Here is a 19,405-nt window from a genome sequence, read left to right as displayed (position 1 = left end):
ATTTTTGTAAGCTTTTAAAAAGATTGGAAAGGGCAGAGATTGCGAATTATTAGCGGCCGGGCACGCGGCAAGAAACTGGTCGAATTCGCTGGCGCTCAAGTCAGACCGACGGCCGATCGGATACGGGAAGCTCTCTTCAGCATCCTGACCAGTCGCCTAGGTTCCCTGCAGGGATGCAAAGTTCTCGACCTTTTCGCCGGGACCGGCGCCCTCGCCCTCGAAGCATTGAGTCGCGGCGCTCAAAGCGCTCTTCTTTTGGAGGTCCATCCGGAATCGATCAAAATCATCCAGACCAATATCGAGGGCTGCCGCATGCAGGATAGTGCCCGGGTTCTGCGTGGCGAACTCCCGGCAGCGCTGCCGCTTGCGGTAAAAAGTGGCCCCTTTGAGCTGATCTTTCTCGATCCGCCTTACGCTCAGGGCCTGGCGCAGGCCACATTGATGCAAATTGCCGCCCTTGAACTGCTCAGCACCATAGGGATCATCGTTGTTGAAACAGCCAAAGGGGAGATTCTCCCCGAAAAGATCGGTTCCCTGCTCCGTACTGACCAGCGCCATTATGGCGTCAGTTCCATCACTTTTTTTGAGAGGACGACATCGCCGGCATGAAACACCACATCGCCGTCTATCCAGGATCCTTTGATCCGATTACCTACGGTCACCTCGACATCATTGATCGCGGCCTTGAAGTCTTTGACGAACTGATCGTCGCCATCGCCCGCAACTCCGGCAAGCAGGCCCTCTTCAGCATTGAAGAACGGACTGCCATGATTCAGCGTGTCGTCGGGAACAACCCGCGGGTGCGTGTCGGCACCTTTGATGGCCTCCTTGTCGATTATGTTGTCGAGAATAATGCGCGCGTTATTCTCCGCGGCCTGCGGGCTGTCTCCGACTTTGAGTATGAATTTCAGATCGCGCAGATGAACCACACTGTCAAAAAAGAGGTGGAAACTCTCTTCATGATGACTTCGGTTCCGTATGGCTATCTCAGTTCGTCCATCGTCAAAGAAGTGGCCGCCCTGCACGGACCAATCGAAACTTTTGTCCCGCCACCGGTTCGAGAAGCTCTCGAAGCCAAATTTACGAAAAAACTACCGTAAGATTCCGAGGAGACCGGCCCATGATCAGCAAAGAGATGACGATTGAAGAGATCATTCAACGTTACCCGCAAACAATTCCGGTCTTTACCCGCTTTGGTCTCGAATGTGTCGGTTGCCAGATTGCTTCCTTCGAAGCCTTGGAACACGGTGCGGGTGTGCACCATGTCGATGTGGAACAACTTCTGAAAGAACTTAACTCTGTGTTGAGGTGATCTTTACAGCAAAGGGCAGCATTGAATCCGTCTGGAATTGCTGACCCCCAGCCTTGTCCGCCACTGATCAGTGCGGTGTTCAGGGAAATTCGAGGACCGTCCCGGTGGCGGCGAAGAAAGAGCGTCCGGAAAATTCCTGAAAAAGCTGCGCGCCACGGTTTAATCCAGTGCAGTGCGACAAACCAATCCTGCCAATGTGATACCGTTTAAGTTTGGTCACGGTCGCCTGAAATTGCTCTTCTGAGGCCGGACCAAGGTGGGTGCCGCCGATCAGGGCACAAATCCTCTCTTCACCGCTTTTCTCCCGAAACTGCTCGATAATATTGATCACTCCGGCATGCGCACAACCGAGGAGAATAACCAATCCTTTGTTGGTGGTCAGCGCCAGAGAGAAGTCGTCACGGAGCGGATCCGGACTATAACCACCGTGACTGTCCGGAACTACCAGGTGCGGATCGCCGATCTCAAAATCCGTCAGCCGTATCACTTCACCGCTGCAATAAAGATCCTTCGTCAACGCTTGATAGTCACAACCCAGAGAAAATGAAGCGCCCTGCGCTTCCAGCTCTGCACGTTGCGCCACCATACCGATCGGACGCAGCTCAAAGTTGCTCCGCCAGTAACGGCTACTGAAAATATCCGGGTGCGCTACAACCTTCAGCGGTCTTTGCAGATGATCAAGGAGCACCGGCAGACCACCGGTATGGTCACAATGACCATGACTGAAGACAACAGATGAGATCTTCTGTAAATCCAGCTTCATCTCGCGGGCATTATTGAGCAGTCCGAAGCCCTGGCCGGTATCAAAGAGTATGGAGTCCTGTGGCGTTTCAATTAGAGCCGCAAAACCGTGCTCAGCGATAAGACCTCCCGGTCGGGCGACACTGTTTTCACAAAGGATCGTGATACGCGTTGTCATTAGCTTTCTCCCGCGACAATAAACATCTTTGCATTGGCTTCAGCGTAAAGCTCTCCGTCAATTTCAATTTGCCCCTTCACCTCAATAATTTTACGGCGGCGACTGACGACGGTGGCCGTGACCAGCAATTCAGTTTCAAGAGGTACCGGCTTTTTATAGCGCACTGTCATTTCGCTTGTCACAACATGAGCCACCAATCCCTTGGCAGCATAAGCACAGGTTTCGTCAAGGAGCGTCGCAAGGATGCCGCCATGAACAATTCCCTGCCACCCCTGAAAGTCTCGCGGAATAGCGAGACGCATGGTGGCACTCTGGTTGGGTGCATCGATCAACGGCCTGACCCGTAGCCCGTTCATGTTTAATGCGCCGCAAACAAAACAATGATTGTCGTCCAATATTTCCATTGATTTAGCCTTTCGTTAGGTCTAATCTTTTTCCCTTGACAACGCAGCCAAGCAAAGATAATTTTAAAAAAATTTATTTATCTAAAATAAAATAAAATCAAGATTCATCGATTTTACATGGAAAAGAGCGCAAGAAACGAGGAAGATTTTTATTTTTGGTAAACACCCAAGAGGAGTATAAGATTATGTCCAAACGCCAGGATGCACTCGATTATCATAGCAGCGGCCGCAAAGGGAAGATCGAAGTGGTCGCAACTAAACCGTGCGCTACCAGTCTTGACCTTGCCCTCGCTTACAGCCCCGGCGTCGCTGAACCCTGCCTTGAAATCGAAAAGAATCCCGCCGACGCTTACAAGTATACAGCCAAAGGGAACCTCGTCGCCGTCGTCTCGAACGGCACCGCCGTCCTCGGTCTCGGTGACATCGGCGCACTCGCCGGCAAACCGGTCATGGAGGGCAAGGGAATCCTCTTTAAACGTTTTGCAGATATCGATGTCTTCGACCTGGAACTTGACACCAAAGATTCAGACGAAATTATCCGGACCGTTAAAATTCTCGAGCCGACCTTCGGTGGTATCAACCTTGAAGACATCAAGGGGCCCGAGTGCTTCTACATCGAGGAAGAGCTTCAAAAGATCATGAATATTCCGGTCTTCCATGATGATCAGCACGGAACAGCAATCATTGCCAACGCCGGACTCCTCAACGCTCTGATGATCACAGGCAAGAAGATAGACGAGATCAAAATCGTCGTCAATGGTGCGGGTGCCGCCGGCATTGCCTGTGCCAATATGGCTCTGGTCCTCGGCGCCGATCCGAAAAAGATGATCGTTTGCGACACCAAGGGCGTTATCTTTAAGGGTCGTACCGACGGAATGAACGAATACAAGTCACGTTTGGCCAACGATACCAGCGCCCGCAGCCTGGAAGAAGCCATGGTCGATGCCGATGTCTTTTTCGGGGTCTCCGCCAAAGGCGCCCTGACTCCGGAAATGGTGGCAAGCATGGCCGGCGATCCGGTTATCTTTGCCATGGCCAATCCCGATCCCGAGATTACGCCGAGCGATGCTAAAGCGGTGCGTGACGATGTCATCATCGGCACCGGCCGCAGCGATTACAACAATCAGGTCAACAACGTCCTCTGCTTCCCGTTCCTCTTCCGTGGTGCTCTCGACACCCATGCCAGCGCCATCAATGATGAAATGAAGATGGCCGCTTGTATGGCCCTCGCCAATCTCGCCCGCCAGGATGTCCCTGACTCGGTTCGCAAAGCTTACGGTGATGTCGAAATCAAGTTCGGCCGTGAATATCTCATCCCCAAACCTTTCGATCCGCGGGTGTTGCTGCATGTGGCCCCGGCGGTAGCACAGGCAGCGATGAACAGCGGCGTGGCGCGCCGCCCGATCGCCGATATGAACCGCTATCTGGAGAGCCTGGAAGCATTGCAGGGGCGCTCGAAGGAAATCATGCGTCTGCTCATCAATAAGGCCAAGGCCAATCCGAAACGGATTGTCTTTCCGGAAGGAGAGGAAGAGAAGATCCTGCGCGCCGCGCAAATCCTTATTGAAGAAGGAATCGCCATCCCGGTTCTGCTCGGCGACGAAGCCGAGATTCGCACCAGGATCGACAGTCTGGGACTGGATCTCGGCGAAGTCCAGATTATCAACCCGAACAGCAGCGCGCAGACGGACCGCTATATCGAGGATCTCTTTAATTTACGCAAGCGCAAAGGGGTCACACTGGCCGAAGCCCGCCGCCTGATTCGTCGCAATCGTAACTACTACGGGTCAATGATGGTACAGGAGGGGGATGCCGATGCCCTCCTTTCCGGTCTCAATCATCACTATCCCGACACCATCCGTCCGGCATTGGAGATCATCGGTAAACAGGATGGGCTCTCCAAGGTGCACGGGCTCTACATGATGGTCTTCAAAAAGGAAGTCGTCTTTTGTGCCGACACCACCGTCACAATCGAGCCGACTGCAGAAGAACTCGCCGAAACAGCCATCCTCGCTGCCAAAAAGGCGCGCGATTTTGATGTGGAACCGCGAGTGGCGATGCTCTCCTTTTCGAACTTCGGCAGCGTCGATCATCCGTTAACCAACCGAGTCCGCCGCGCGACAGAACTGGTTAAAGAGGCGGCTCCGGATCTGATCATTGACGGAGAGATGCAGGCTAACGTCGCCCTGGATCCTGAAATTACCGAAAAGCAGTTCCCCTTCTCCGACCTGAAAGGAAATGCTAACGTCCTGATATTCCCGGATCTGCAATCAGGGAATATCTCCTACAAACTCCTATATAAACTCGGTGGTGCAGAAGCTGTCGGCCCGATTCTCATGGGGATGAATAAACCGGTGCATATCCTGCAACGCGGCGACAGCGTTGCCGATATTGTCAACATGGCGGCCATTGCTGTTGTTGACGCCCAACAAGCGGATCGCGAAAAATAATCTCTGCAGTGCATAACACAAGGACGGCGCTCGAAATTTTCGGGCGCCGTCCCTGTTAACCGATACCTGCCAATTCCAGACGACTTCCCCATCGCCCCCGTAATTCCTGCCGGGTTATCGCATACTCATCACTGCTCAAAAAATCCGGACGCTCAGCCAGGGCAAACGCCGCTGCGCGGGCCTCCTCAAGGATATGGCCGTCGCGGAGAAGATCGGCCACACGCAGATCGGGGATGCCTGATTGTTTGGTGCCGAGAAATTCTCCTGGTCCACGGATCTTGAGATCCGCTTCGGCGACTTGAAAACCGTCGTTGGTGCGCGCCAGGACCGCTAATCGCTCCTCACCATCCTGTCCGCACTGACTCCCTTTCAACATAAAGCAATGACTCTCGGCAGCGCCGCGTCCGACCCGGCCGCGTAATTGATGGAGCTGTGCCAATCCGAAGCGTTCGGCATGTTCAATCACCATGATCGTCGCGTTCGGCACATCGATACCGACTTCAATGACGGTCGTGGCGACCAACAGATGAATCTCTCCGGCAGCAAAAGCGGTCATGACCGTTTCTTTCTCTTCCCCGCGCAGTCGTCCGTGCAGAAGGCCGACCTTGAAATCCGGGAAAATTGCCCTCTGCAGGCGCTCTGCCCCGCTCTCGGCGTCAAGGAGATCGACCTTCTCCGACTCTTCGACCAGAGGATAGACAATATACGCCTGCCGCCCCCGGCTTAATTCACGGCGGATCATCTCGTATACCCGCCCCCTCCCCTCCTCAGTAAAGACCTGCGTCACAATCGGCGTCCGTCCCGGCGGCAGTTCGTCGATGACTGAAAGAGCCAGATCTCCATAAAGGGTCAGAGAGAGAGTACGGGGGATCGGTGTGGCAGTCATGACCAGAATGTGCGGCGAGACGCCCTTGCGGCGCAACTGACTGCGCTGCCGGACGCCAAAACGATGCTGCTCGTCGACAATACCGAGGCCAAGACGCTGAAACTCGACCCCTTCCTGCAGAACGGCATGCGTACCCACCAGGAGATGAATCGCACCGTTTTGGGTTGCAGCGATAATCTCCCGCCGCTCCTTCGCCCCGGTTGAACCGGTTAAGAGGGCGCAACAGAGATTGAGTTGCTGCATCCATGGAGCAAACTGACGATAATGCTGTTCAGCGAGGATTTCCGTCGGCGCAAGAAGTGCCACCTGACAATCATTTTCAATGGCCAGAAGCGCCGTCATCAGGGCGACAATGGTCTTGCCACTGCCGACATCTCCTTGCAGCAAACGATTCATTGGTTGCGGTCGGAGCAAGTCGTCGCGAATTTCACCAAGAACCCGCCGTTGCGCCGCAGTGAGTTTATAGGGGAGGAGTTGAGCCAACGGTTTGGTAAAAAGATGGGTTATGGTAAAGGGAATGCCGGTTTCCAGTGCCAGACCCTGCCGCTTGAGGGCAAGACCAAGTTCGAGAAAAAAGAATTCGTCAAAGGCCAATGTCCGGCGGGCCGGACTGCGTCCTTCATTCAGGGCGATAAAATTACTGGCATCGTCAGGAGCGTGGACCTCCTGCAATGCCTGTCCGAGGGGCAATAAAGCGTGTTTAGCAATAATATCCGAAGGAATCGCACTGTTGACCTCGCGGGCGTAAAGAGTACAGGCGTTGTGCCAGAGTTTGCGAGCACTCCGTTGCGTCAACCCCTCCGTGAGCGGATAGACCGGCAGGATATGGCCGACAAGATCGCTTTTTTGCTGCGGGTCATCGATAAACTCGATCTCGGGATGATGGATTTCGCGAAGATGTCCAAAGCGTTTCACCTCGCCAATCACGTAGAGATGCCGTCCGACCTGGTACTGCTGGCGCATTGCAGCCAGGCGATAGTGAAACCAGCGCAGCGCTACCTGTTGACCGCTGCCATCCCCGACCAGCACTTCGTACAAGCGCCGCCCCTTGCCGGTCTGAGTTTCGCCGCTGCTAACGATCCAGGCACGAAAGATCTCTTGCGCCCCGACTTGAAGCTGACCGATGCTGCGCAGGGTGCGACGGTCTTCGTAACGACTGGGGAGAGTAAAAAGGAGGTCGTCAACGGTACGCAGGCCGAGACGCTGCAGTCGTTGCAAAAGGGTTGGGCCGACCCCGCGAAGTGATTCGAGAGATCGGCCCAAAATTTGTGGATTCGATTGTGTCGGGGACATCCTCCCCCCTCTTAAAGTGCAGCGTTCAAATCATGCAGCAACGCGTTAAGATCGATGCCGTGGGCAATGGCACCACGCTCGATGGTTTCGTGTTTTATTCCGTGACAACCGATGCAACCGAGGCGATATTTTTTTAAAACCTCCGCGGTCTGCGGATATTCTTGCAGCATTTTCGCCACATTGGTCTTTTTATCAAGAATCGGCACGAGCATGGCCTCACTTATTCAAAACGGATATTGGTTATTTCGAAAATCTTGATTCCCGATGGAACCTTGATACGAACTTCCTCGTCGAGGAGATGACCGATCAACGCCTTACCTACCGGAGAGGTCACGGAAATCTTGCCATTCTTGATGTCCGCTTCATCCTCACCGACAATTTGATAGGTGACCTCTGTATCGGTATCCGGATCAAAGAGGGTGACGGTTGCACCAAAGACGACTTTATTGCCGGCCAGGTCTGCGGGATTAATGACTTGTGCACGGGCGATTTTATCGTTGAGTTCCTTGATGCGACCCTCAATAAATGCCTGGCGGTCTTTGGCCGCTTCATATTCAGCATTCTCGGACAGGTCGCCATGACCACGGGCTTCGGCAATCGCCTGAACCACTGCCTGTCTTTCAAAACGTACTAAACGTTTCAGCTCTTCCTGAAGGCTTTGATAGCCACCAGGGGTCATCGGTATGGAATGGGACATGAAATTGAAAATCCTCACACGCTGGAAAATATACGGGCGGGGAGAACCCGCCCGGTTAATCGTTAAATCATCTGGAGTGATTTAGCCGCGGTGATAATAAACACCCCGTGCCATTTCGTCAAGACGTTTTTAAAATGCACATAACCCGTTTAGTCATTTTTCCTGACCGTCAAGACCGGTACCGGCGATTTTCTGACGATCTTTTCTGCGTTGCTGCCAAAGAGAAGATGATCCAAACCGCCACGCCCATGGGTCCCGACAACGATTAAATCAGCGTGCTCCTGCTCGGCAACAGCGATGATCTTTTCGAAGGGGACACCCGAGACAACGTCATATGCATAATTGTCGGTCTCCTTTAAATGTACTGAACAGAAATCGCTTAACATCTTTTTTGCACTAGCAATAATTTCTGATTCCAGAGAATCAAACGAGATGTGCGGTACGTAAAAACCTCGCATATCAACTGGTTCACTGATTACGTGCAACAAGAAAAGACGGGCTCCGAAACTACGGGTAAAGGAAAGCGCATAAGCAAATGCCTCGTCAGAAGATGCAGAAAAATCGGTGGCAAAGAGCACGGTCTTGATCGCTTTCATAGGTCTTACCTCTCTATTTAAAGTTAGCAGCTTTAGTTAGTGGTTTTGGCAAAGACTTTGAGCATGGCAAGCTTGAGCTCGTCAGTACGGACAGGTTTATGCAAATATTCAAAGGCACCGAGATTCATCGCATCGATATACGATTCAACTTCACCATAAGCTGTGACCATGATAATTGCCGTCTCTGGATGCTGGCGATTCACCTCGCGCAACAAACTCATGCCATTCATCCCCGGCATATTAATATCACTGATGATTAAAGATGTATGAGGATGTTCCCTTAAAATCTCCAGAGCTTCTTCGCCATTACTGGCGGTCTCGACTTCGTACCCTTCCTGACAAAGAAAGCAGGACAGTCCGATACGGGCATTCTCCTCATCATCAACGATCAAAACAGTTTTTCGTTCGCTCGCCACAATAGTCCCTGCTTTCTATTTCTCGATATAAAATCACATTGAGAAAAATAACAGAGATTTGCGACTCGTCAACATAAACAAGTCTGCTAACGCTATTTGATGTCACGGTCCGCGCAGACCCTTTCCCAGTGCAGAGCGCTGGAAATAATCAGCTCGAGATCGTCATTCTGCGGCAGCCAGCCGAGTATCTTTTTAATTTTATCATTCGCAGCGATAAGCTTGGGAGGATCACCCTCTCGCCGAAGGTCCAGTTCAACCGGGAAATCTACTCCGGATAGTTGTTTGACCACTCTGATGACCTCAGCAACGCTGGAGCCGTGACCGTAGCCGCAATTAAATATCTGTGATCCCCCTCCTTGCAGCAGGTAATGCAAAGCCGCCACATGGGCACGGGCCAGATCATCAATGTGAATATAATCGCGAATACAGGTGCCATCCGGAGTGGCGTAATCATCACCAAAGACCTTCATGCCCTGACGTATACCGATAGCCGCCTGACAAGCGACCTTGATCAGATGAGTGGCCTCAGGGGTTTCCTGTCCGAGTTCTCCCTGCAGATCAGCGCCAGCGACATTGAAATAGCGCAGGATGACATGCCGTAACGACGAGGCGGAACTCAGATCCATCAACATTCGTTCGCTCATCATCTTGGAAGCACCATAGGGATTTATCGGCAGCAGGGGGGAAAGTTCGTTCACCTGGCCGGTCTCCGGGATCCCATAAACAGCGGCAGTTGAACTGAAGATAAAACGCTCTATGCCGAATTCATGACAGAGTTCGAGAAGCTGTAAGGTATTTCTGGTGTTGTTGTTGTAGTATTTCAGGGGGTTGCTCACCGACTCCGGCACGACAATATGTGCTGCAAAATGAAGAACAGCGGCGAAATTCCCTTGGGCAAAGACCTCTGACAACAAAGCCCGATCGGCCAGATCGCCGACAATCAGCGGAGCACCAAGTAGGGCATGTTTGTGCCCGGTCGAAAGGTTGTCGTAGACCAGCACCTCATGTCCGGCAGAAATCAACTGCTTCAGGACATGGCTGCCGATATAACCGGCGCCGCCGGTGACCAATAGTTTTGCCATGAATTGTTCTCCGCGCAATGATCAACAATGGTAATAATCGCGATACCAATCGATAAACCGATTGATGCCGACCTCGATTGGAGTTGCTGGTTTAAAATCGACATCCTGCATCAAATCAGCGACATCAGCACAGGTCGCCGGGACATCGCCAGGCTGAAGCGGCAGGAGGTTGACTTGGGCCTTGCGGCCAAGCTTCTCTTCAATCGTGTGAATAAAGTGGAGAAGTTCGACCGGTGAGTGATTGCCGATGTTGTAGACCCGCCAGGGGGCAAAGCTCGAACCGGGGTCGGGAGTTGCTCCGCTCCAGTCCGGGTTGGGCTGCGCCGGACGAGCAGCAACTCGGACAACCCCTTCAACGATGTCATCGATATAGGTAAAATCACGCTGCATCTGGCCATGGTTAAAGACATCGATGGGACGCCCCTTGATAATGGCATCTGTAAAAAGGAAGAGGGCCATATCCGGACGACCCCAAGGACCGTAAACTGTAAAAAAGCGTAAACCGGTCGTCGGCAATCCATACAGACTCGAATAAGTATGTGCCATCAACTCATTCGCTTTTTTTGTTGCCGCGTAAAGGGAGAGAGGATGATCGACATTGTCATGAATGGAAAAGGGAAGTGTAGTGTTGGCGCCATAAACTGAGCTGGAAGAAGCATAGGTCAGATGCTGCACCTGATGATGCCGACACCCCTCGAGGATATTGATAAACCCGACCAGATTTGAGTCGATGTAGGCGTGCGGATTCTGGATGGAGTAGCGAACCCCGGCCTGAGCCGCAAGATGAATGACTGTGTCGAATTTTTGTGACAAAAAGAGTTCATCCATCCCGGCTCGGTCCGCAAGGTCTAGACGCCTGAATGAAAAGTTCTGCATCCCATGCAGTCGAGTGAGGCGTGCTTCCTTCAGACTCACATCGTAATAGTCATTAAGATTATCAATGCCAACGACCTCATACCCGGATTCAAGCAACTGCCGACAAGTGTGATAACCGATGAACCCGGCTGCACCGGTTACAAGAATTTTGTTCATATACTATCCTTTATGAAAAAGTCCTAAATCCAACCAGAGCATAGTGTCAGTAGAGACATCCACTCCCGCTAGAATTGTTAAGGTTCTCTTGTGGCAAAATGATCTTAATAAATCTATAGAGGGAAACACAAATAATCAAGGGGCATTATACTGACCGCAAGAATTTAATCCTCACAGACAAGAAAAAAATGATTAAATATCAGCATGTTAAACTTAAAACAAAGGATTATCTTGCTTTAAGGAAAAGTTCATGGTATTTTATGTAATTCGCTACTCAAGCGGACTTTACTTTTTTTATGCAGATATCTTATAAAGTACTCGTCATATTCGCCTTGCTTCCCCTCCTCTTGGGGTTATCCGGGTGCCAGAACAATCAAAAAAACACCTTGTCTGTCGATAGCGCGACTTATACAGCGCTGGATTCGCAGCGGCGCTTGGAAGTGATTTCACCGCAATCCCGCCACGACCTCTATCGCTATTTTTCAGAAATTAATTACACCTGGAACACCGTCATGCAGGGTGTTCCAGCCGTGATTGTCGAAAAATTCCCTGACGATTTTTATGAATTGACCGCGGGTTCAGAACGCACAAAAATATTCTTTCTCACCTTGCTGCCGATGATCCTTCTCGTCAATGAGGAGATTGACTCCGAACGCACGGCGCTTCTCGAAATCTTTTCTCGTCATGATCGTAATGAATCCCTCAACGCCAGAGAAATAGAGCAGATTGCCGCGGCAGCACACTACGCAAAAGTCAAAAGTGACCCTTTAACCGATCGCCGGGCCCGCCTCTTACTCCTTAATCGCCTCAATAAAATCCCCCCCTCACTGGCTTTAGCGCAGGCAGCCAGCGAATCCGCCTACGGGACTTCGCGCTTTGCCCGTTTAGGGAACAACCTGTTCGGCGAAATGGTCTTTACCGCCAACGCCGAGGGGATTACGCCCCTGAATCGTCAGGAAGGGGAAAAACATCGTGCGCGGGTCTTCCCGACGCTCATCGATTCGCTCCGGGCGTATATACACAATCTCAATACCCATCCGGCTTATCAGGAATTACGACAAATCAGGGCGGAGATACTGATGCGTGGGGAAGATGTCCGGGGAATGGAGTTAGCCAAGGGATTACAGTTATATTCGACGCGCAAAGAAGCGTATGTCGATGATATCCGCGCCATTATTCGCGCCAATAATTTACCGAAACATACCGCCAAAGCCAGCCTGCGACGCGAAGAAATATCGTCGGTATTACCTGTTGAGTATCTCCCCCCGCAAGCATCCAGACAATTTTATGGTCGCGATCTGTTAAGCCAAAACTGAGTGTAAGCGTAATAAGTTCCCGCTTCTCTTCCTGGTGCCGTAATAATATATCGACTCCGCCCAGTCCCCAAAACCTTGTCACCGCGCACGATAATTCGCCGAGGATGTTGCTGATCATGCTGCACCATTCCTCCGGGTTGACCATTGACAAAGAGGCGCAGAGTTTTGATATCAAGTTGCGGATCGAGAATTTCAAGGATCAGCGTCGGCGGATTTTCCTTGTCGAGTAAAGTATCAGCGGGTGCGACAACTTTGACCGGCATGGGGCGTAATGCAAGCTTTTGCTGCATTTGTCCGAGTGTCGCATAAGGACCGGCCAATGGCGTTCTTGCCAAAGCAAAAAGAGGATTATTTTTTTCAATGACCCCGGAATATTGTGCAAATGCAGCTAAAAAACCGTATTCTTCGACGATCTCTTGAGCGAGAAGTGAATATTCTCCATAAGGATAAGCAAAGAGTTGCGGGGTAATGCCGAGTTCACGGATCAAGACCTGTTGCGCCCGATCAAGATCCGTATGCAGACGTTGCCTGAAATCGCTGACACTTTCCTTTGCGGGTTGTACTGCCAGAGAGCGATGCGTGGCAGTATGATTGCCAATCTCGACCCCTTCTAACACTAATTCCCGAAGTTCGTCCCAGTCAAGACTATCCTTTCTACCCACACTGTCGGTATTAACAAAGAGAGTGACAGGAAAACCATACCGACGCAAAATCGGCATTGCACCGCTTTTGAAGGTTTTATAGGCATCATCGACGGTCAGTACGACTGTTTTCGGTGGCAGAGATTTTTTCTCTCGCAAGAGAGCGATCACTTCCCCTGCCCGCATGACCCGATAGTCATGATCACGCAGATAACGCATTTGTGCAGAAAAATCGGCTAAGGAGATATTCGTACTGGGATAGCGATTATCACCAAAGCGGTGATAGACGAAGGCATGAAGATGGTTGGCAGCAAAAACCGACGGAACAAACAGGAAAATGACGAAAAGAAAAACGGATGGGATACAGATAGTTAATACGAATTTCTTCATTCAGTTCCTGAGTTTTCGCGGAGAACAGAGCGAAGGTATTTACGGATCGCATTTCTCGATTTAGGCGTCACTGCCCACTCCAGACATTTGGGCAGAATTTGCGGTGTTGCGGCACGCTCAATCGAGACTTGATCACCATCCATCAAGCGCGATTTCAGTAGCCGTGTTTGGCCGTTGACCTTGGCACGCACGGCGTGCAAGCCGAGTTCTTCGTGAATCTCAAAAGCAAAATCGAGAGCACTGCTTCCTTCCGGCAAGGTCCGGCGTTCACCACGCGGCGTATAAACCTGTATCGCCGCCGACGCAAGGCGCAAACTATCCGTATCGATTGCCGACTCTCCGTCAAGAAGCGATTGCATCAAGGCAGAAAAGTTCTCCATGTGAAAATCAAAACCCGGCGCCAAAACTCCGGCAAGATTGAATCGTGCCAGTTTACGCGTTGTAATCTCGACACGAATACGATGCTCACCTGCCTGCACAGTGGTTTTCAATGCCTGATAGCCAAATTGGGAGGGAGTACGAAGATGGTCACGTAACTTCCCGGGAATTGGTGAAAAAATGCCGTGTAACAACCCCAAACCAATATACGCATCACGGGTACGATCAACTTGAATTTCGAGAGTATAAATTGAGGCGAGGCCGCGTTGTGCGTCATGAGCTGCAACTATAGAAAAAGGCCGCCAACGATCACGGATGATGACCGGAAGCTTGGCATGATCGAAAGCGTGTTGGATTTCACCCTTGATTTTACGCAGATAGGAATCGACACTCTCTTGCAGGATGCGCACAGCTTCACGGTAACGCCTGGCCCGGCGTGGATAAAGGACCGCCAGTGAAAGGGCTTCCAGCTCAGAAGCCGCTCGCCCCATTCCCAGATGCCGGGCCAGAGGGACATAGACCATACGGGTCTCCTCAGCAATCAACGACTGTTTATCCGGGTGCAGGGCACCTATCGTTTGCAGATTATCGGTCCGATCCCAAACCTTCAGACAAAGCACTCGAACGTCACGAATTGCTGTCAACAACTGCTTGCGATAGGTTTCGGCCTTGAGGTCTTCACGACTCAGGTCCGGATTCTCCGCCTTGGTCAAGCCGTCGACGAGCAGCGCCACATCGCTGCCGAACTGGTCCTGAATCTCCTTGATGGTCACCGGCGTATCTTCAACAACATCATGGAGAATAGTGGCTATGATCGAAGAGAAATCCATCCAATGCCTGGCGGCAAGATGGGCTACACGGATCGGATGAATAAAGTAAGGTTCGCCTGATTTCCGCAGTTGACCGGTATGTGATACCCGCGCCAGAACAATAGCATTCTGCAATTGATCCAAAGCCTTATCCAGCTCTTCCTCGCTAAGAGCTCCCCCGTAATGGGTCACGAGTAACTCATGGATTTCATTTATAAGGCGCTTTTCATGACGCTCGTAATCGCCAGTTTTAGCCTGTTTTGATTTGTTAGACATAACCACTCACTTTTAACTCGATGCTATTTCGGCGGAGATTAGCCTGGTGGCCAACTCAGTTTGCGCCCACCAAGAAGGTGAAAGTGCAGATGCCAAACCGTCTGCCCGCCATCCTCCTTACAGTTGTTGACAATCCGGAAACCGGCGTCAGCGAAACCGAGTTGAAAGGCAATTTTTGCTGCGACCCGATAGATATGGCCAATCAATTCCATATCAGCGGTATCGATGTCAAGAGTTGTGCAAATATGCTGGCGCGGCACAAGCAGTAAATGGTGGGGCGCCTGAGGATTGATATCACGAAAAGCGACAACCAATTCATCTTCATAAACGATCCCTGCGGGGATTTCACCACTGACTATTTTACAAAAGAGACAGTTGGTTGGCGTCATCGGCATGCTTCTCCCTTTCCTTTTCTTTAGCTTTGGCTTGCGGGGCCGCAAGGGAGCGGTTCACCGAAAACTCCATCAGCGGAAGAATACGCCAACCACTCTTTTCTGCGCGGTGCAACAAAGTCTCACTGTGAGAAAAAAGCAGGAGTTGGTGCTCCTGAGAGACCCGCTCCAAAAGCTTGAGCATCTCGGCGAGTCTGACTTTGTCAAGGTGGACAAAAGGATCGTCGAGTAACAAAGGCAAATGACGACTTCGGGTCAGATGCCGGGTCAAAGCGAGACGGACAGCAAAGAAAACCGCATCCTGAGCGCCACGGCTCAAACGTTCGACACTTTGCCAGAGATCCTCGCGCACTTGTACCTGAGGGTTAAAGTTATCGTCCAGCCGGACCGCCTGATAACGGTTACGAGTAATAAACGCCAGCGAGTGACCGATCTCTCCAGAGAAACGATCGACGTAAGTGTGACGAAAATCGTCAACCGCACCGCGCAGCAGGTCATAGGCAAGGGCCAAAGCTTCTTTGCGACGCAGCAAAAAGCATTCTCTTTCCCGCAGACTGACCCGCTCTTCGTCAAGACGGCAGGGATCGATCGTCCCCGCACCGCGCACCTCAGCCTGCCGGCGGGTGAGCTCGAGAAGGGTCTCTTCCGTTGCCGTTATATCGGCTTCAAGTCTGGCCAGTTTACTCTCCGCATCAGGGAGGTCTTCCGGTCGCAAGATCTCCGCCCGGGACGGACGCCCCATCTCTTTACGCTCAGCAAGGACCGCCATCTCGCGGCTCAAAGTCTTCTCTTCACCGGAGATCGACTCAGGGTGATCAAGGACTTGTAAGGCACTCTCGATCTCTTTTATCCGTAGAACCAGAGAACGATGCCGGTCAAGACTTTTCTCCATCTTGACCATCTCTACGGCCGAGGCAGGAAGACCAAGACAACGCACCGCTTCTTCGATTTCTGCCAGAGACGCTAAAACTTCGCTACGACGTTGACTTACCTGGTCGAGTTGTCCTCCCAAAGCCGCTCGCACCGCATTCAAACGCATCAGGCGAAAGATAAAGAATCCCCAGATAAAAACTGTAAGGATACCACCCAAAGCCAGAAAGTTTGTCGAGCCTTTGCCGAGCAAACCAAAGCCGACAAGGACAAGAACCGACAGAATTACGGCCGGAATCCAGGGTGCTTCTCCAAGAAGGGAGCGTTCCCGCCTTAAGCGTGTCATCTCTTCCTGGAGCGTGATCAGCTCCTTGCGGATAACTTCAGCGCCGGTCAATAATTGCGGCAGGGACTCGGGAATTTCCACTGGCAAACCGGTATATGTCAGATTTTTTTGCAGGTCAATGAGCTCTTCCTGTAAATCTTCGACCTTCCCGGCAACTTTTTGCACCCGGGAATAATCCTTTTGCAGACTCGTTTCCTTCTCTTCGAGTTGCCATTGTCGGCGCACCCACTCCAGATAGCGCTTGCCTTCCGCCAATTGCCCCTTCTTCTCGGTCAACTCTCCCCTGACGGCGGCTATCTGTTGTTGCAGACGCTCCTCTTCGACGAAATGGCTACGCCCGTCAGTCCAGAGTGTTTCGAGTTCCTTTAGACGACTCCGGAGCTCTTCAAGTTCTCGCTCCCGGGCTTTATCCTTTCCCCAGGGGTTCTCGCGGGTAATGGCAAAGTAGTCTTCATGCAACGATTCAAGCACTTGATCGTAATCGACTTCAGCACAGCCGGAAAGAAGGGTTTTGATGCGACTGGCAATCTCTCCCGGCGCATCAATCTCCAAACTCCCCTGGGCAAAGAAGAGGGAGGCTCGAAAGATCTCTTCATCGGCGTGGCCGGTAATCCGTTCAAGATGTTCCAGATAAAGGGCGCGTTCACTGGAGCGTCCCAGGGGAGCAATCTTCCCTTCAAACGACAGCAGCACTGTCCCCTGCCGGTCGGTTTCGGTCAAGGTGACGCGATCACTGATAATTTCCCGCTCGATACGGACCTCTGTCCCCTTGGCTGTTTGCAGAACCAGAGCCACCGAGCAACTCCCTTCCCGCCCCCAGGGACGATAACGTTCCTTGTCACGAAGGCCGTAGAGAACGGCGGGAATTGCGGCCATGATCGTCGATTTCCCGGCTTCATTGGGGCCGGTGACGAGATTGATACCGGCTTTAAAATCAAAATCAGCTTCGACAAAGCGACCGAAGTGTCGCAACTCAATGCGGGAAATCATCATAGTTCACCTCCCGCGGCCGTGAAGCGGGCGAGAACTTCCCGAAAGGCTTCTTCAACTATCGGTCGCCGCTCCGGCGGAGATTCTTCGATGAGCCGACGCATACGCCGGACAAAGAGACCACGGACAGTCTCCTCATGTTCAATCCGCCGGGCATAAGCACTATCGTACAAACGGGTGGCATCCAGTAGTTCCAGCCAAAAGAAATCATCGCGACAGGCAGCCAGAAGCGATGGTAAGGCCAAGGGAATCTCGACGGTACCGGTGAGCCTTAAACGTAAAATGAGATCCGGGTTGGCAAAGCGCCGGATCTCAGCTACAGCCCCCTCCAGAGTCACAATCCCGCTCAGGTCGATCTCTTCCTCAGCGAGGACGCGACCATTAACTTCAAGAGCTTCAATCCGGGCACCACCGGCGCTCAATGTGACCAGCGCACAGTAGCGGGGGCCGTCTTCACCAAAACGTTTTCCTTCCGGTGACCCCGGATAAGCAGCAATGTTCCTGCCACTTTCATCCTGCAGAACTTCAAAGGTGTGGTAATGACCCAGGGCAACGTAGTCGAGACGCAGAGACTCCAAGTCAGCAAGGTCGAAAGGGAGATCCTTATGCCGGTAATTCCATTCCGGACTCCCGCGCCGTGAACCGTGGAGTAAAGCAATATGAAATCCCGGCAGATTCCGGCGCTGCAAGGACGGGAGCAGTTCTTCAGCCTTGCCGCTTTGGTAGGCAAAGCCGTAGAGATAACAGCTCACGCCCTTGATGAGGAGATGCTGGGGTTCACTCAACTGCGCTTCGTTGAAAATAATTCCGGGAAAAGTCTCGCGGCGGTAGATGGAGTTTTTCGGGGCATAGGGATCATGGGTCCCGGGTAAAAGGACCGGAGTGATGCCCCGCTCGACCAGGCGCTGCAGTTCGCTCTGCACCCGGACAACCGTGGCCGGTTCCGGATGGGGAGTGTCAAAGAGGTCGCCACTGATGAGCAGGAGCTGGACATCATTCTTGATGGCCAGATTGACAATGCGCTCAAAAGTTTTCAGGAGGTCGGCACGACGCAGCGACTCCTTTTCGCCCCAGACAGGGAAATGGGCATCCAGATGGAGATCGGCGGTATGAAGACAGCGAATAGTCATGTTGTCCTGGCTGAGAGATCAATTTTCGTTCTGAAGCTGAGAAGTGCCATCCTTTTGCAGACAAATCAAGAACTCCTTGTTCCCCTTCGGACCAAGGATGGGGCTTTCGGTAACGCCAATGACATGACACCCTGACTGTTCAGCCAGGCACCGGATTTTTCTTACGACCTGTTCATGTTGGTCGCTATCACGAACCACCCCCCCTTTACCGACCGCGCCTTTACCGACTTCAAACTGTGGCTTGATCAAGGCGACAATGATAGCATCGGCTGTCAGGAGAGACAAAGTTGCCGGCAGTACGATCGACAAAGAGATAAAAGAAGCATCAATCACTGCCAGATCAGGACGCTCGGAAAGATCCTCACCCCGCAAATGACGAATATTGGTCCGTTCGAGATTGACGACCCGGGGGTCGGTGCGCAGCGACCAGGCGAGCTGGCCATAACCGACATCGACAGCGTAAACTTTTCTTGCCCCCCTTTGCAACAAACAGTCGGTAAAACCTCCGGTCGACGCCCCGACATCAAGGGCAATCCGCTCCCGGACATCGAGGGCAAAGGCATCCAGTCCTTTTACCAGCTTAAGTCCGCCCCGGGAAACAAAGGGGATATCCTCACCTTTGAGGCGAATTTCTGCCTCCCTGGCAATCTGCGCCCCCGCCTTGTCAACCACCTGTTCGTCGACCAACACCGCCCCGGCCAGAATCAGCGCCCGGGCCCGTTCTCGCGAAGCCACCAGTCCACGATCAACAAGAAGTTTGTCGATCCGTTCCTTTTTCAG

At 52.1% G+C, this 19,405-nt stretch carries 20 protein-coding genes; 5 read left to right on the top strand and 15 right to left on the bottom strand.

What is annotated here, in order from left to right:
• Positions 1 to 39 precede the first annotated feature (39 nt).
• The 3 genes from rsmD to CVU69_03525 are packed head-to-tail and all read left to right on the top strand — an operon-like array spanning position 40 to position 1,312.
• The gene (gene rsmD / locus CVU69_03535) at positions 40 to 609 is read left to right on the top strand and encodes a 16S rRNA (guanine(966)-N(2))-methyltransferase RsmD (protein ID PKN13082.1); all 570 of its coding nucleotides are present in this window, start codon (positions 40 to 42) and stop codon (positions 607 to 609) included.
• Entirely contained in the window at positions 606 to 1,100 is a 495-nt protein-coding gene (locus CVU69_03530; protein PKN13081.1) for a pantetheine-phosphate adenylyltransferase, read from the top strand. The genes rsmD and CVU69_03530 overlap by 4 nt, the downstream gene beginning before the upstream one ends.
• Positions 1,101 to 1,120: 20 nt before the next feature.
• The gene (locus CVU69_03525) at positions 1,121 to 1,312 is read left to right on the top strand and encodes a disulfide oxidoreductase (GenBank protein PKN13080.1); all 192 of its coding nucleotides are present in this window, start codon (positions 1,121 to 1,123) and stop codon (positions 1,310 to 1,312) included.
• A gap of 79 nt (positions 1,313 to 1,391) precedes the next feature.
• Here CVU69_03525 and CVU69_03520 read toward each other — a convergent pair whose 3' ends face one another.
• Together CVU69_03520 and CVU69_03515 are read right to left on the bottom strand one after the other, a co-directional pair.
• Positions 1,392 to 2,231: an MBL fold metallo-hydrolase gene (locus CVU69_03520; protein ID PKN13079.1), complete on the bottom strand. Its 840-nt coding sequence runs from the start codon at positions 2,229 to 2,231 to the stop codon at positions 1,392 to 1,394.
• The gene (locus CVU69_03515; GenBank protein ID PKN13078.1) at positions 2,231 to 2,635 is read right to left on the bottom strand and encodes a PaaI family thioesterase; all 405 of its coding nucleotides are present in this window, start codon (positions 2,633 to 2,635) and stop codon (positions 2,231 to 2,233) included. Before CVU69_03515 ends, CVU69_03520 begins: the two co-directional genes overlap by 1 nt.
• A 185-nt stretch (positions 2,636 to 2,820) precedes the next feature.
• On the opposite strand from CVU69_03515, the gene CVU69_03510 reads away from it, so the two are divergent.
• Entirely contained in the window at positions 2,821 to 5,085 is a 2,265-nt protein-coding gene (locus CVU69_03510) for an NADP-dependent malic enzyme (protein PKN13077.1), read from the top strand.
• A gap of 55 nt (positions 5,086 to 5,140) precedes the next feature.
• Here CVU69_03510 and CVU69_03505 read toward each other — a convergent pair whose 3' ends face one another.
• From CVU69_03505 to CVU69_03475, 7 genes are all read right to left on the bottom strand, one after another.
• Positions 5,141 to 7,264 (bottom strand): DNA helicase RecG, encoded by a 2,124-nt coding sequence (locus CVU69_03505; protein ID PKN13076.1) that lies wholly within the window; start codon positions 7,262 to 7,264, stop codon positions 5,141 to 5,143.
• 11 nt (positions 7,265 to 7,275) lie between these two features.
• Entirely contained in the window at positions 7,276 to 7,476 is a 201-nt protein-coding gene (locus CVU69_03500) for a disulfide oxidoreductase (GenBank protein ID PKN13075.1), read from the bottom strand.
• Between the two features lie 8 nt (positions 7,477 to 7,484).
• Positions 7,485 to 7,961 (bottom strand): transcription elongation factor GreA, encoded by a 477-nt coding sequence (locus CVU69_03495; GenBank protein ID PKN13074.1) that lies wholly within the window; start codon positions 7,959 to 7,961, stop codon positions 7,485 to 7,487.
• Between the two features lie 149 nt (positions 7,962 to 8,110).
• Positions 8,111 to 8,557, bottom strand: coding sequence for a universal stress protein (locus tag CVU69_03490; protein ID PKN13073.1), 447 nt, complete (start codon positions 8,555 to 8,557; stop codon positions 8,111 to 8,113).
• A 32-nt stretch (positions 8,558 to 8,589) separates the two neighbouring features.
• Positions 8,590 to 8,973, bottom strand: a complete 384-nt coding sequence (locus CVU69_03485) for a response regulator (GenBank protein PKN13072.1) — start codon at positions 8,971 to 8,973, stop codon at positions 8,590 to 8,592.
• Between the two features lie 92 nt (positions 8,974 to 9,065).
• A complete protein-coding gene (galE, locus tag CVU69_03480) occupies positions 9,066 to 10,055 on the bottom strand; it encodes a UDP-glucose 4-epimerase GalE (protein PKN13071.1) in 990 nt (329 codons plus the stop codon).
• Between the two features lie 21 nt (positions 10,056 to 10,076).
• Positions 10,077 to 11,087, bottom strand: a complete 1,011-nt coding sequence (locus CVU69_03475; GenBank protein ID PKN13070.1) for a capsular biosynthesis protein CpsI — start codon at positions 11,085 to 11,087, stop codon at positions 10,077 to 10,079.
• A 296-nt stretch (positions 11,088 to 11,383) separates the two neighbouring features.
• Here CVU69_03475 and CVU69_03470 point away from each other — a divergent pair, with 296 nt between their 5' ends.
• Entirely contained in the window at positions 11,384 to 12,403 is a 1,020-nt protein-coding gene (locus CVU69_03470) for a hypothetical protein (GenBank protein PKN13069.1), read from the top strand.
• On the opposite strand, the gene CVU69_03465 is transcribed toward CVU69_03470, so the two are convergent.
• Genes CVU69_03465 through CVU69_03440 form a run of 6 tightly spaced genes read right to left on the bottom strand, consistent with a single transcriptional unit; the run spans position 12,373 to position 19,405 of the window.
• Positions 12,373 to 13,434: a hypothetical protein gene (locus CVU69_03465; protein PKN13068.1), complete on the bottom strand. Its 1,062-nt coding sequence runs from the start codon at positions 13,432 to 13,434 to the stop codon at positions 12,373 to 12,375. The two genes, CVU69_03470 and CVU69_03465, sit on opposite strands and share 31 nt — an antisense overlap.
• Positions 13,431 to 14,897 carry a phosphohydrolase gene (locus CVU69_03460; protein ID PKN13067.1) on the bottom strand — a complete coding sequence of 489 codons (1,467 nt, stop codon included), beginning with the start codon at positions 14,895 to 14,897 and terminating at the stop codon, positions 13,431 to 13,433. Before CVU69_03460 ends, CVU69_03465 begins: the two co-directional genes overlap by 4 nt.
• Before the next feature lie 38 nt (positions 14,898 to 14,935).
• Entirely contained in the window at positions 14,936 to 15,286 is a 351-nt protein-coding gene (locus tag CVU69_03455) for a histidine triad nucleotide-binding protein (GenBank protein PKN13205.1), read from the bottom strand.
• Positions 15,258 to 17,498: a hypothetical protein gene (locus CVU69_03450; GenBank protein PKN13066.1), complete on the bottom strand. Its 2,241-nt coding sequence runs from the start codon at positions 17,496 to 17,498 to the stop codon at positions 15,258 to 15,260. Before CVU69_03450 ends, CVU69_03455 begins: the two co-directional genes overlap by 29 nt.
• The gene (locus tag CVU69_03445) at positions 17,495 to 18,625 is read right to left on the bottom strand and encodes a DNA repair exonuclease (GenBank protein ID PKN13065.1); all 1,131 of its coding nucleotides are present in this window, start codon (positions 18,623 to 18,625) and stop codon (positions 17,495 to 17,497) included. The genes CVU69_03450 and CVU69_03445 overlap by 4 nt, the downstream gene beginning before the upstream one ends.
• Before the next feature lie 18 nt (positions 18,626 to 18,643).
• Positions 18,644 to 19,405: a TlyA family rRNA (cytidine-2'-O)-methyltransferase gene (locus CVU69_03440; GenBank protein ID PKN13204.1), complete on the bottom strand. Its 762-nt coding sequence runs from the start codon at positions 19,403 to 19,405 to the stop codon at positions 18,644 to 18,646.

This window comes from Deltaproteobacteria bacterium HGW-Deltaproteobacteria-4 (assembly GCA_002841765.1).
GTDB lineage: Bacteria > Desulfobacterota > Desulfuromonadia > Desulfuromonadales > UBA2197 > UBA2197.
Note: the sequence above shows the minus strand (reverse complement) of the source record. Positions and strands in the feature narration are given on the sequence as shown.

What these genes read in the sequence shown, in the direction of transcription:
- CVU69_03530 (PKN13081.1), top strand. Translation starts at nt 606, where the DNA reads ATGAAACACCACATCGCCGTCTATCCAGGATCCTTTGATCCGATTACC.
- CVU69_03525 (PKN13080.1), top strand. Translation starts at nt 1,121, where the DNA reads ATGATCAGCAAAGAGATGACGATTGAAGAGATCATTCAACGTTACCCG.
- CVU69_03520 (PKN13079.1), bottom strand. Translation starts at nt 2,231, where the DNA reads ATGACAACGCGTATCACGATCCTTTGTGAAAACAGTGTCGCCCGACCG.
- CVU69_03515 (PKN13078.1), bottom strand. Translation starts at nt 2,635, where the DNA reads ATGGAAATATTGGACGACAATCATTGTTTTGTTTGCGGCGCATTAAAC.
- CVU69_03510 (PKN13077.1), top strand. Translation starts at nt 2,821, where the DNA reads ATGTCCAAACGCCAGGATGCACTCGATTATCATAGCAGCGGCCGCAAA.
- CVU69_03505 (PKN13076.1), bottom strand. Translation starts at nt 7,264, where the DNA reads ATGTCCCCGACACAATCGAATCCACAAATTTTGGGCCGATCTCTCGAA.
- CVU69_03500 (PKN13075.1), bottom strand. Translation starts at nt 7,476, where the DNA reads ATGCTCGTGCCGATTCTTGATAAAAAGACCAATGTGGCGAAAATGCTG.
- CVU69_03495 (PKN13074.1), bottom strand. Translation starts at nt 7,961, where the DNA reads ATGTCCCATTCCATACCGATGACCCCTGGTGGCTATCAAAGCCTTCAG.
- CVU69_03490 (PKN13073.1), bottom strand. Translation starts at nt 8,557, where the DNA reads ATGAAAGCGATCAAGACCGTGCTCTTTGCCACCGATTTTTCTGCATCT.
- galE (PKN13071.1), bottom strand. Translation starts at nt 10,055, where the DNA reads ATGGCAAAACTATTGGTCACCGGCGGCGCCGGTTATATCGGCAGCCAT.
- CVU69_03475 (PKN13070.1), bottom strand. Translation starts at nt 11,087, where the DNA reads ATGAACAAAATTCTTGTAACCGGTGCAGCCGGGTTCATCGGTTATCAC.
- CVU69_03470 (PKN13069.1), top strand. Translation starts at nt 11,384, where the DNA reads ATGCAGATATCTTATAAAGTACTCGTCATATTCGCCTTGCTTCCCCTC.
- CVU69_03465 (PKN13068.1), bottom strand. Translation starts at nt 13,434, where the DNA reads ATGAAGAAATTCGTATTAACTATCTGTATCCCATCCGTTTTTCTTTTC.
- CVU69_03460 (PKN13067.1), bottom strand. Translation starts at nt 14,897, where the DNA reads ATGTCTAACAAATCAAAACAGGCTAAAACTGGCGATTACGAGCGTCAT.
- CVU69_03455 (PKN13205.1), bottom strand. Translation starts at nt 15,286, where the DNA reads ATGACGCCAACCAACTGTCTCTTTTGTAAAATAGTCAGTGGTGAAATC.
- CVU69_03450 (PKN13066.1), bottom strand. Translation starts at nt 17,498, where the DNA reads ATGATGATTTCCCGCATTGAGTTGCGACACTTCGGTCGCTTTGTCGAA.
- CVU69_03445 (PKN13065.1), bottom strand. Translation starts at nt 18,625, where the DNA reads ATGACTATTCGCTGTCTTCATACCGCCGATCTCCATCTGGATGCCCAT.